The organism is Rhizobium sp. NLR10b (genome assembly GCF_019685435.1).
Classification (GTDB): Bacteria; Pseudomonadota; Alphaproteobacteria; order Rhizobiales; family Rhizobiaceae; genus Rhizobium.
In genome coordinates, this window is record NZ_JABDWV010000003.1 from 20,953 (window position 1) to 32,704 (window position 11,752).

The following is an 11,752-nucleotide window of genomic DNA, read 5'->3' on the forward strand; positions in this document are numbered from 1 at the left end:
GGCTGACAGCTGGTGATTTTTCCGCTAAAGGATGATATTGACTCCGTTGCAGCGATAACGAGATACGTTTGTGCACCCAAGATTGAGCGTGCGCGGCTGCAACGTTCCGAAACAACGCGAGGAGAATACGACCATTCGCAGACCTTTTAAGACCGATGCGCCCGTGAAGGACGGACCGCGCTCGAATCGTGAAATCCGCATTCCCAAAGTTCAGCTGATCGCGGCTGACGGACAGAATATGGGCGTCGTGCCCACCGACCAGGCCTTGAGAATGGCGGAAGAAGCCGGCCTCGATCTTGTCGAAATTTCCCCGAATGCCGAACCGCCGGTGTGCAAGATCCTCGATCTGGGCAAGCTGAAATATGCCAACCAGAAGAAGGCTGCCGAAGCGCGCAAGAAGCAGAAGATCGTCGAAGTCAAAGAAATCAAGATGCGCCCGAACATCGACACTCATGATTATGAGGTGAAGATGAAGGCGATGGGCCGCTTCTTCGACGAAGGCGACAAGGTCAAGGTGACGCTGAAATTCCGCGGCCGTGAAATGGCCCACCAGGAACTCGGCATGAAGCTTCTGCAGCAGGTCAAGGCGGATACGACCGAGATTGCCAAGGTCGAGGCCGAGCCCAAGCTCGAAGGCCGTCAGATGATGATGGTGCTGGCGCCGAAGTAAGCGCCAGTCACTTCTTGCCCAAGGCCGTCCGCAAGGGCGGCTTTTGTGCGTTTGGCTACCCTGTCTTCAGCCTTTGTTTTATGCATGTCGTTATCCCGGAACCGCCGCACACTTCCGGGCGACATGCGTAGCCGAAGATTCCTCCGGGGCCCCGTTGCACTTTCGTGACGCTGCGGTTATAAGCGCGCGTCCGAACTGACCGGCAGGGCATGCCGTGGCAGTTTCGAATGCTTGCGGAACGGTTCGTCGCCGATGCCGCAGATCAACAACAAACGCTCCCGCACCTTGTTGCGACGACCGGAGAACCGGACTTCGCAAGGAGGGCTTTTTGATGAAGCGCGCAGGGAGGACAGAAGGAGTAGCAAAATGCCCAAGATGAAGACGAAGTCCGCTGCCAAGAAGCGGTTCAAGATCACCGCATCCGGCAAGGTCAAGGCGGCTGCCGCTGGCAAGCGCCATGGCATGATCAAGCGCACGAACAAGTTCATTCGCGATGCACGCGGCACGATGGTTCTCGCAGAACCCGATGGCCGCAAGGTCGTGAAGAACTATCTGCCGAACGGTCTCTGAGACTATTCCGGTAACGCGTTAGATTAAGGAGATCATGATATGGCACGTGTAAAAAGAGGCGTCGCAGCCCACGCCAAGCATAAGAAGGTTCTGAAGGCCGCGAAGGGCTTTTACGGCCGCCGCAAGAACACCATCCGTACCGCCAAGGCTGCCGTCGATCGCGCCAAGCAGTACGCCTACCGCGACCGCAAGGTCAACAAGCGCAACTTCCGCGCCCTCTGGATCCAGCGCATCAACGCTGCCGTCCGTGAATTCGGCCTGACCTATGGCCGCTTCATCGACGGCCTGAACAAGGCTGGCATCGAAGTCGACCGCAAGGTTCTGTCCGACATGGCGATCCACGAGCCGGAAGCATTCGGCGCCCTGGTTGCTGCCGCTAAGAAGGCCCTTGAATATCTCAAGGAAACCGGCACGGCTAACGAGTTTGAAGGCGCGGTTCGGTAACCAGCGCTTCCCAAGCTTGACGCTTTTTGAATTTTGGGAAACCCGCGCTGGTTTGGGCTGGCGCGGGTTTTTCTTTCTTTATATTCCTTGCGCCGGCCTCTCCAGCCTGCCTTTCGAACGCCGCCTGATCTGGACGGAAAGAAGACGATGTCAGATATCGACCAGCTTAAATCTACCTTGCTTGCCGAAATTTCCGCCGCTGGTGATGAGCCCGCGCTTGAAGCCGTGCGCGTGTCCGCGCTTGGCAAGAAGGGCTCCGTCTCCGAACTGCTGAAGACGCTCGGCGCCATGACGCCGGAGGAACGCCAGACCCGGGGGGCTGCGATCAACGCCCTGAAGAATGCGGTGACGGACGCCATTGCCGAACGCAAGTCAGTGCTGAAGGTTGCGGCTGTCAATGCGCGGCTGAAGGCCGAGACGGTCGATATCAGCCTGCCGGTGCGCTCCTCGCCCGCCGAGCGCGGCCGCATCCACCCGATCAGCCAGATCGTCGACGAGATCACCGCGATCTTCGCCGACATGGGCTTCTCGATCGCCGAAGGTCCCGATATCGAAACCGACTACTACAATTTCACGGCGCTGAACTTCCCCGAAGGCCATCCGGCCCGCGAGATGCATGACACTTTCTTCTTCAATCCGGATGAGAATGGTGAGCGCAAAGTGCTGCGCACCCATACCTCGCCGGTGCAGGTGCGCACTATGGAGACGCAAAAACCGCCGATCCGCATCATCATTCCCGGCAAGACCTATCGCCAGGACTCTGACGCCACACATTCGCCGATGTTCCATCAGGTCGAGGGCCTGGTCGTCGACAAGAAGGCCAATGTCGCCAACATGCGCTGGGTGCTGGAAGAATTCTGCAAGACCTTCTTTGAGGTCGACAGCGTGACGATGCGTTTCCGCCCGTCCTTCTTCCCCTTCACCGAGCCCTCCTTCGAGGTCGATATTCAGTGCGACCGCTCCGGTCCGATCGTCAAGTTCGGCGAAGGCACCGACTGGATGGAGATCCTCGGCTGCGGCATGGTCCACCCGAACGTGTTGCGCTATGGCGGGCTCGATCCGGACGAATATCAGGGTTTTGCCTGGGGCATGGGCCTCGATCGCATCGCCATGCTGAAATACGGCATGCCCGACCTGCGCGACTTCTTCAATGCCGACGTCCGCTGGATGACGCATTACGGCTTCCGCCCGCTCGACATGCCGACGCTGTTCGGCGGTCTGAGCGCTTGAACGGAGATTTGGGACGATGAAATTCACGCTCTCCTGGCTGAAAGAGCATCTCGAAACGGATGCCACGCTGGATGAAATCTGCGCCCGCCTCACCGAGATCGGGTTGGAAGTCGAGGATGTCGATGACAAGGCGGCGTTCAAGCCCTTCGTCATCGCCAAGGTCCTGTCGGCGGAAAAACATCCCCAGGCCGATCGCCTGAAGGTGTTGATGGTGGATACCGGATCCGGCGCGCCGGTGCAGGTCGTGTGCGGTGCCCCGAATGCACGCGCCGGCCTGGTCGGCGCCTTTGCCGCACCTGGAACCTATGTTCCCGGCATCGAGGTGACGCTGGCCGTCGGCAATATCCGCGGCGTCGAAAGCCGCGGCATGATGTGCTCCGAAAAGGAGCTTGAGATTTCCGACAATCATGACGGCATCATCGATCTGCCGGAGGATGCGCCGGTCGGCCAGAGTTATGCTTCCTATGCCCATCTCGACGATCCCGTCATCGAGATCAACCTGACGCCGAACCGGCCGGACTGCACCTCGATCCACGGCATCGCCCGTGATCTCGCCGCCTCCGGTCTCGGCACGCTGAAGACGCGGTCTGCGCCGTCCTTCGCTATCGAAGGCGAAACGCCGGTGAAGCTGACGCTCGATCTCGATGATCCCAGGCTCTGCCCAGGCTTTGCGCTGCGTCTCGTGCGCGGCGTCACGAACGGCCCGAGCCCGCGCTGGATGCAGCAGCGGCTCACCGCCATTGGCCTGCGCCCGATCAATGCGCTCGTTGATATCACCAATTACATGACCTTCGATCAGGGCCGCCCGATCCACGTCTTCGATGCCGCCAAGATAAAGGGCAATCTCACTGTCCGCCGGGCAAGGGAAGGTGAGACTGTGCTGGCGCTCGACCAGCGCGAATACAAGCTCGGCCCGAACAATGTCGTCATATCAGATGAAGAAGGCATCGAATCGATCGGCGGCATCATGGGCGGCGAACGTTCCGGCTGCGACGACAACACCGTCGACGTCCTGATCGAATCCGCTCTGTGGGATCCGATGAACATCGCCAAATCCGGCCGCAGTCTCGGCATCATCACCGATGCCCGCTATCGCTTCGAACGCGGCGTCGATCCGGAATACATGGTTCCCGGTCTCGAACGCACGACGGAACTGGTGCTGGAACTCTGCGGCGGCACCGCCGCCAGGGCCGAGATTGTCGGCTATCACGGCCACGAACCGAAGGTCGTCGATTTCCCCTATTCGGAGGTCAAGCGCCTGACCGGCCTCGACGTCTCGAATGAGGAAAGCAACACGATCCTGACGCGTCTCGGCTTCACGGTCTCCGGTTCCGGCGAGCGCGTCTCCGTCGCCGTTCCCTCCTGGCGCCCGGATGTTGACGGCAAGGCGGATCTCGTCGAGGAGGTCATGCGCATCCATGGCGTCGACAATATCAAGCCGGCGCCGCTCGAAAGCCATGCCGCCGTCAACGGAAAGATTCTGACGACTCTGCAGATCCGCACCCGTGCGGCCAAGCGGGCGCTGGCCGCGCGCGGCATGCTCGAAGCCGTCACCTGGTCCTTCATTGCGGAGGAACATGCGAAGCTGTTCGGCGGCGGTTCGCCAGCCCTCAAGCTTGCCAATCCGATCGCTGTCGAAATGTCGGACATGCGCCCGTCGTTGCTGCCGGGTCTGCTGACCGCAGCTCAGCGCAATGCCGACAAGGGTTATGCCGACGTCGCCATCTTCGAGGTCTCGGGCACCTATGAAAACGACCGGCCGGAAGGCCAGCGCCGCGTCGCCGGCGGCATCCGCCGCGGCACGGCCTCGCTCGCCGGCGCCGGCCGCATGTGGTCGAATGCAGCCAAGGGCGGCGGCAAGCCGGTCGACGCCTTCGACGCCAAGGCCGATGCGCTCGCCGTCATCGAAGCCTGCGGCCTGCCGACGAGCAACATCCAGATCGAGCAGGGCGGGCCCGAATGGTTTCATCCTGGCCGCTCCGGCACGATCAAGATGGGGCCAAAGATCGTGCTCGGCTATTTCGGCGAATTCCATCCGTTGACGCTGGAAGCCCTTGATGTCTCCGGCGCTCTCTGCGGCTTCGAAGTCTATCTCGATGCTATGGCGGAGCCGAAGAAGAAGGCGACCCGCACCAAGCCGGCGCTCGATCTGTCGCCGTTCCAGGCCGTCAAGCGCGACTTCGCCTTCGTCGTCGACAAGACGGTGGAATCAGGCGCGATCGTCAAGGCTGCGACCGGCGCCGACCGCAAGCTCATCACCGGCGTTAATGTCTTCGACATCTTCGAGGGCGCATCGGTCGGCGAGGGCAAGAAGTCGGTGGCGATCGAGGTTCAGATCCAGCCGGTCGAGCGCACGCTGACGGATGAGGATTTCGAGGCGCTGACGCAGAAGATCGTGGCGAGCGTGACGAAATTCACCGGCGGTGTGCTCAGAAGTTGAGCTTCATCTTCCGAAAACTGAAGAGACCGGTCGCGTAAGCGGCCGGTCTTTTCACGTATGAAGATGGTAGAGCTTGCTGACGATCACCCAGCGTCCTTCGATCTTCAGCAGCGAGAGATAGTCGGTAAAGCGCATTCCGGCGAAATCGTCGGTGACCTTGACGCTTGCCGCGTCACCCTCGACATCGACGTTCTGGATGTCCATGAAAGGCTGCGTGCCGGGCGCGGCGGGCTCCTCCGCCAGGATCGCGGCGATGAATTCGTCCCGCGTCAGCCATTCGACGGCATTCTGGTAATAGCCGATGATCGAGCTTTTCGGGTGAAAGGCCTTCTTCAAGGCTGCCGCATTGGCGAAGGCCATGCCTTCGACATAGAGATGAACCGTCTGTTCGACTGCCTGCCTGTCCGACATGTTTCCATCCCGTTCTCCAAGATGACGTTAGATAGTTTCGCCGGCCGCGAAGGCAAGCCCGACCTATGCGACCGGCCGGGCTTGTCCGTTTTCAAATGTTCGTCATGGCAAGCGAGGCATCCGAATAGCGCTTGCCGGCGACCTGTGCCGCTGGGATCGCTTCGCCGAGCTGATCAAGCTCCTCCGCGCTGAGCGTGATATCGGCAGCGGCGACATTTTGTTCGAGGTGGTGAAGCTTGCGCGCGCCGGGGATCGGCACGATGTCGTCGCCCTGGTTCAGCACCCAGGCCAGTGCCAGCTGCGCCGCGGTCACGCCTTTGGCGGCGGCTAGCTTTTCGAGCGTTGCGACAAGCGCGGCATTGGCGTCGAAATTCTCCGCCTGGAAACGCGGCACCTGCCGGCGGAAATCGTCGGCGACAAGGTCGTCGGCCTTGCGGATCGCTCCTGTCAGGAAACCGCGCCCGAGCGGGCTGTAGGGCACGAAGCCGATGCCGAGTTCGCGGCAGGTGGCAAGCACATCCTCTTCGGGATCGCGCGTCCACAGCGAATATTCGCTCTGAAGCGCTGCGATCGGATGGACCCCATGCGCGCGCCGGATCGTGGCGCTGCCGGCTTCCGAGAGGCCGAGGGCGCGAACTTTCCCTTCCTTCACAAGCTCGGCCATGGCGCCGACCGTCTCCTCGATCGGCACGTTGGGGTCGACCCGGTGCTGGTAGAGCAGATCGATCGTCTCAATGCCCAGACGCTTGAGTGAGGCTTCGGCGACCGCACGCACATGTTCGGGACGGCTGTCGACGCCGGCGATGGCGGCAGCGCCGGCCTGGCTGGTATCGATCCTGAAGCCGAATTTGGTGGCGATCACCACGCGGTCACGGAAGGGCTTCAGCGCTCTTCCGAGAAGAACCTCGTTGGTGAAGGGGCCATAGACCTCGGCGGTGTCGAAGAAGGTGACGCCGAGATCGACGGCGCGGTGCAGTGTCCTCACTGATTCCGCTTCGTCGCTGGCGCCATAGGCAAAGCTCATGCCCATGCAGCCGAGGCCGACGGCCGAGACCGACAGATCGTTTCCGAGTTTTCTGGTTTTCATGATGCGCTCCTTTTCTGAGCTGGCGCCGAACCGCTTGGGAGATCATTGCGGCAGGGGCAGACTATATCGGCGCCGTATCAATCAAAAAATGCATGCAGTTTCTAACAGCCTGTTCTATAATTTCGATCAATGAACAGAAGGCAACTCTCTCAACTCGCCGTTCTCGCCGCCGTCGCGGAGCATCGCAGCTTCCGGGCCGCGGCCAAGGAACTGCTCGTCGCGCCGTCGGCGGTCAGCCACGCCATTTCGAGCCTGGAGGACAGTCTCGGCGTCAGGCTTCTGGCACGTACGACCCGCAGTGTCGCGCCGACAGAGGAGGGCCGGCTGCTTCTCGAAAGGTTGCGTCCGGCGCTCGAGGAGATCGGCGTCGCGTTGGAGGCGGTCAACGATACGCGCGGCAAACCGGCCGGAAACCTGCGCATCACTGCGCCGCGCTTTGCCTCCGATATCCTGCTCGCCCCGCGCCTTGGCGATTTTCTCAACACCTATCCCGATATCACGCTGGAGATCGCCAATGAGGACGGCTTCACCGATATCGTCAAGGAGGGTTTCGACGCGGGCATCCGGCTGGAGGAGAGCCTGGAGGCCGATATGATCGCAGTCAGGATCTCACCCAATCTGACGACGGTGATCGCGGCCTCGCCGGAATATTTCGAGCGCTATCCGAAGCCGGAGCACCCGCGCGATCTCGTCCATCATCGTTGCATCAAGCGACGCTTCACCAACGGCTCCATCTATCGTTGGGAATTCGAAAAGGATGGGCAGGAACTGATCGTCGCGGTCGATGGGCCGCTTGTTGTCAGCGAGGACCGGCTGGCCCTGCTCGCGGCGCTGAACGGCGCCGGCCTTGCCTATCTCTTCGACATGCGGGTGCATACCGAACTGACGGCCGGCAGGCTGGTGCGGGTGCTGGAGGATTGGTGCGCGCCCTATCCCGGGTGGTTTGTCTATTATCCGAGCCGACGGCAAATGCGGCCGGCGCTGCGCGCCTTCATCGATTTCTTCAGGTATGCGGTGAGGGATGCGGGCGGCCGATGAGGGCCGCCGCTCGTTTGCCTCGTTTCGTCAGGCGGCTTTTGCCTTCTGGTTTGCCGCAGTCGTGGCGAGCTTGGTAAGGATCTTGTCGGTGGCCGTTTCCTCCTGCAGCGTCTGGTCGAGCAGGGCGACGACATCCTTCTGGCCGAGCGTCGCGGCCCATGTCTTCAGCGTGCCGTAACGGGCGATTTCATAGTGCTCGACCGCCTGGGCAGCCGAGATCAGCCCCGCATCCAGCGCCGGTGTGCCCTTGAATTCTTCCATGATCTCTTCTCCCTCGGCGATAATGCCCTGGATCGCCTCGCAGGTCTTGCCCTGGGCGCGCTTGCCGATCTTTTCAAAAACCTGCTGCAGCCGCTCGACCTGGGCTTCCGTTTCCTCGAGATGCTTCTGGAAACCGGCCTTCAGTTCGGAGGACTGGGCGGCGCGCGCCATCTTCGGCAGGGCGCGCAATATCTGCCGCTCGGCAAAATAGATGTCCTTGAGCGTGTCGTAGAAGAGGTCTTCCAACGTCTTTTCCTTGGCCATTTTCTCGATCCTTGTTTTGGGAAAGGCCGCGAATGCGGCGACACACTAAGAAGCAAAGATCGCGCAATTTGTTCCCGATCGATTTCGGGTGGACTGGAAAACCGCGCCGGGCAATCATTCGGCCGCTGAAGTGGAGGACGAAAAGATCATGCGAAAGCCGGGTTCGATGAAAGGTCTGGAGGATCTCGGCCGCGTGCGGCTGTCGCAAAACTTCTTCTTCCGCGATTTCCTGCATTCGGAAATCGCGGATTTCTACCGGATTCCCAATATCCCCGAGGATCCCGACCTGGCGATCGAAGCCGGCAAAAGACTTTGCGAGGAACTGCTGGAGCCGCTGGAAGCGACGTTCGGGCGTCTTCACATCCGCTCCGGCTACCGCTCGCCTGAGGTCAACCGCTTCGGCAACGCGAACAATCTGAACTGTTCCACCAATGCCGCAACGGCTGCGCATCACATCTGGGATATCAGGGATATCGACGGCTGCATGGGCGCCGCCGTCTGCATTGCCGTGCCCTGGATGATCGACCGCTATCGCGATGAAAGCGATTGGCAGCGGCTCGCCTGGTGGATCCACGACCATCTGCCCTACGCCTCGCTCTGCTTCTTCCCAAAGCTTTCGGCCTTCAATATCCAATGGCACGAACGGCCGAAGCGGGTGATCCAGAGCTACGTCAGGCCGCGCGGCATCCTGACCAAGCCGGGCATGGGGAACTGGGAAGGCGACCATTCGGAATGGTATGAGGGATTTCCCGCCCTCAGAAACTGATGCGGTAGCGAATGTGGCCGTCACTCTCGACGTAGCTGTCGTAGAGCGCACGGGCAGTCTTGTTTCCTTCGCTCGTATGCCAATAGAGCCGCGACCAGCCCTCGGCCTTGCAGAGCGCGACGAGATCGTCCAGCAGCGCCCGGCCGACACCCTTGCCGCGCGCATCGGGATCGACGAAGAGGTCTTCGAGATAGCAGTCCCTGCCGCGGATCCAGGTGCCCTCATGCGTCAGGAAAAGAGCGAAGCCCATGATCCTGCCGTGGGCCTCGGCGACGCGCATGCCGATCGCCGAGGCCGGATCGAAGATTCGCCGCCACGTCTGGTCGGTGATGTCAGCGTCAACGCTCACCTCGTAAAAGGCCAGATAAGCTGCCCAGAGTTCACGCCAACGGGCTTCGTCTTCCGGGCGGGCATCGCGAATGATTACGGTCATGGCATTCCTGTTCAGGCACCGGCTTCGTCGAGCAGCGCCATTGCGTCGTTGGAAAGGGAGAGTGTTGCTGATTTCACCAGGCTTTCAAGCTGCGACAGGCTGGTCGCACTGGCAATCGGCGCCGTGACGCCTTTCTTGCGCAAAAGCCAGGCGAGCGAGATTTCCGCGGGTTTGGCGCCGGTCTCGGCCGAGACCTGATCAAGCGCGGCGAGGATGCGCAGGCCCTTGGCGTCGAAATATTGCGAAACCCGGCCTTCGCGGGCGCGGCCTTGCGTATCGGCCTTGCTGCGGTATTTGCCGGTCAGGAAACCGGCTGCGAGGCTGAAATAGGTGATGACGCCGATATTCTGACGGATGCACAGTTCGGCCAATTGCCCCTCGAAGCTCGCGCGCTCGTAAAGATTATATTCCGGCTGCAGCACGTCGTATCGCGGCAGGCCAGCCTTCTCGGCTGCGTCGAACGACGCCTGGAGCAGATCCGCATCATAGTTCGAGCAGCCGATGGCGCCGATCTTGCCCTGTTGCTTCAGCTTGGCGAAGGCGCCAAGCGTTTCCTCGTGTGGCGTATCGGCATCCGGCCAGTGCGAGAGATAGAGATCGATATAGTCCGTCTGCAATCGGCGCAGCGAACCCTCGACCGCCTTCAGGATGTATGCCTCCTTGAGGGTCTTTCCCTGCCCCATGTCCGAGCCGACCTTGGTAATGATGACGGCCTTGTCGCGGGAGATCCGCGATTGCTTTAGCCAGCGCCCGATGATCTCCTCGGAATCGCCACCCTTGTTGCCGGGAACCCATGTGGAATAGACATCCGCCGTGTCGATCGTGTTCAGCCCCGCGTCGAAGAAGGCGTCGAGAATGGCGAAAGATGTTTTCTCGTCGGCCGTCCAGCCGAAAACATTGCCGCCGAAGACGATCGGCGAGATCGAAGGACCTGTTTTTCCAAGCCGGCGCATGTTCATGACGCTCTCCAAAATGGGTGAATATAAAAGGCTGTATTGAATCGCGGATACGGCAGAACGCCGTCTGGCCAAGCTAGCGCGATCCCGGCGCCAGGCAAACCCGGCTTCCGCAATTTCATGTCGCGCCATTGCGTCGCGGCGGAGGCCTGAATATGGTTCGCCGACATTGGTTTTGGGAGGCTCGCACATGCTGCGTTTCGGTATCATTTCAACGGCGAAGATCGGTCGCGACAATGTCGTTCCCGCCATCCAGGACGCGGAAAATTGCGTCGTCACGGCGGTTGCCAGCCGTGATCTCACGCGCGCAAGGGAGATGGCCGATCGCTTCTCCGTGCCGCATGCCTTCGGCTCCTATGAGGAAATGCTGGCTTCCGACGTCATCGACGCGGTCTATATCCCGCTGCCGACGTCGCAGCATATCGAATGGTCGATCAAATCAGCCGATGCCGGCAAACATGTGCTCTGCGAAAAACCCCTGGCCCTGAAGGCCGACGATATCGACGCGGTAATCGCTGCCCGCGACCGCAACCGCGTGGTGGTCACCGAAGCCTATATGGTCACCTATTCCCCGGTCTGGCAGAAGGTGCGCTCACTGATAGCCGAGGGTGCGATCGGTTCGCTGCGACATGTGCAGGGCGCCTTCACCTATTTCAACCGAGACCCCGCCAACATGCGTAACGTTCCGGAACTCGGCGGCGGCGGCCTTCCCGATATCGGCGTCTATCCCGTCATGAGCACGCGTTTTTCCACCGGCAAGGAGCCGCTCTCAGTCCAGGCGATCACCGAGCGCGATCCGGATTTCGGCACCGATATCTACTCCAGCGTCAAGGCCGATTTCGGCGATTTCGAGCTGAGCTTCTATGTCTCGACACAGATGGCCAACCGTCAGGTCATGGTCTTCCACGGCACCGAAGGTTACATCGAGGTCAAATCGCCCTTCAACGCCAATCGCTGGGGACCGGAAGAGATCGAACTCGCCGATCGCAGCCACAATGAATCGCGCATCTTCCGCTATCAGGACAGCCGCCAATACAGGCGCGAGGTCGAGGCCTTCGCTCGCGCGGTCAAGAACGGCAAGGAAGAGATCGTCACGCTCGAAAACTCGAAGCTGAACCAGAAGGTGATCGATGCCATCTACCGCGCCAGCGAGAAGGACGGCTGGGAGGCAGTCTGATCATT

General features: G+C 60.8%; 13 protein-coding genes. 8 read left to right on the forward strand and 5 right to left on the reverse strand.

Annotated elements, in window-relative coordinates; all coding sequences use genetic code 11:
* The first annotated feature begins 133 nt into the window (after positions 1-133).
* From infC to pheT, 5 genes are all read left to right on the forward strand, one after another.
* Entirely contained in the window at positions 134-670 is a 537-nt protein-coding gene (gene infC, locus HJB91_RS04990) for a translation initiation factor IF-3 (RefSeq protein WP_073990355.1), read from the forward strand.
* 366 nt (positions 671-1,036) lie between these two features.
* Positions 1,037-1,240, forward strand: coding sequence for a 50S ribosomal protein L35 (gene rpmI, locus HJB91_RS04995; RefSeq protein WP_011423646.1), 204 nt, complete (start codon positions 1,037-1,039; stop codon positions 1,238-1,240).
* 39 nt (positions 1,241-1,279) lie between these two features.
* Positions 1,280-1,684: a 50S ribosomal protein L20 gene (gene rplT, locus HJB91_RS05000; protein ID WP_011423647.1), complete on the forward strand. Its 405-nt coding sequence runs from the start codon at positions 1,280-1,282 to the stop codon at positions 1,682-1,684.
* A gap of 147 nt (positions 1,685-1,831) precedes the next feature.
* Positions 1,832-2,914 (forward strand): phenylalanine--tRNA ligase subunit alpha, encoded by a 1,083-nt coding sequence (gene pheS, locus HJB91_RS05005; RefSeq protein ID WP_210629538.1) that lies wholly within the window; start codon positions 1,832-1,834, stop codon positions 2,912-2,914.
* 16 nt (positions 2,915-2,930) lie between these two features.
* Positions 2,931-5,354: a phenylalanine--tRNA ligase subunit beta gene (gene pheT, locus HJB91_RS05010; RefSeq protein WP_221153576.1), complete on the forward strand. Its 2,424-nt coding sequence runs from the start codon at positions 2,931-2,933 to the stop codon at positions 5,352-5,354.
* Positions 5,355-5,405: 51 nt separating this feature from the next.
* On the opposite strand, the gene HJB91_RS05015 is transcribed toward pheT, so the two are convergent.
* The gene (locus HJB91_RS05015; RefSeq protein WP_210629536.1) at positions 5,406-5,765 is read right to left on the reverse strand and encodes a nuclear transport factor 2 family protein; all 360 of its coding nucleotides are present in this window, start codon (positions 5,763-5,765) and stop codon (positions 5,406-5,408) included.
* A 91-nt stretch (positions 5,766-5,856) separates the two neighbouring features.
* The gene (locus HJB91_RS05020) at positions 5,857-6,852 is read right to left on the reverse strand and encodes an aldo/keto reductase (protein WP_221153577.1); all 996 of its coding nucleotides are present in this window, start codon (positions 6,850-6,852) and stop codon (positions 5,857-5,859) included.
* A gap of 129 nt (positions 6,853-6,981) precedes the next feature.
* Here HJB91_RS05020 and HJB91_RS05025 point away from each other — a divergent pair, with 129 nt between their 5' ends.
* Complete coding sequence (locus HJB91_RS05025) at positions 6,982-7,890, forward strand: LysR family transcriptional regulator (protein WP_221153578.1); 909 nt, start codon at positions 6,982-6,984, stop codon at positions 7,888-7,890.
* 27 nt (positions 7,891-7,917) lie between these two features.
* Here HJB91_RS05025 and HJB91_RS05030 read toward each other — a convergent pair whose 3' ends face one another.
* Entirely contained in the window at positions 7,918-8,415 is a 498-nt protein-coding gene (locus tag HJB91_RS05030; RefSeq protein ID WP_210629533.1) for a ferritin-like domain-containing protein, read from the reverse strand.
* 148 nt (positions 8,416-8,563) lie between these two features.
* Here HJB91_RS05030 and HJB91_RS05035 point away from each other — a divergent pair, with 148 nt between their 5' ends.
* Positions 8,564-9,181, forward strand: coding sequence for a hypothetical protein (locus tag HJB91_RS05035; protein ID WP_221145999.1), 618 nt, complete (start codon positions 8,564-8,566; stop codon positions 9,179-9,181).
* On the opposite strand, the gene HJB91_RS05040 is transcribed toward HJB91_RS05035, so the two are convergent.
* Together HJB91_RS05040 and HJB91_RS05045 are read right to left on the reverse strand one after the other, a co-directional pair.
* Positions 9,171-9,614, reverse strand: coding sequence for a GNAT family N-acetyltransferase (locus HJB91_RS05040; protein ID WP_221145714.1), 444 nt, complete (start codon positions 9,612-9,614; stop codon positions 9,171-9,173). The two genes, HJB91_RS05035 and HJB91_RS05040, sit on opposite strands and share 11 nt — an antisense overlap.
* A gap of 11 nt (positions 9,615-9,625) precedes the next feature.
* Positions 9,626-10,573 (reverse strand): aldo/keto reductase, encoded by a 948-nt coding sequence (locus HJB91_RS05045; RefSeq protein WP_221145716.1) that lies wholly within the window; start codon positions 10,571-10,573, stop codon positions 9,626-9,628.
* A gap of 187 nt (positions 10,574-10,760) precedes the next feature.
* Here HJB91_RS05045 and HJB91_RS05050 point away from each other — a divergent pair, with 187 nt between their 5' ends.
* Positions 10,761-11,747, forward strand: a complete 987-nt coding sequence (locus tag HJB91_RS05050) for a Gfo/Idh/MocA family protein (RefSeq protein WP_210629531.1) — start codon at positions 10,761-10,763, stop codon at positions 11,745-11,747.
* Positions 11,748-11,752 lie beyond the last annotated feature (5 nt).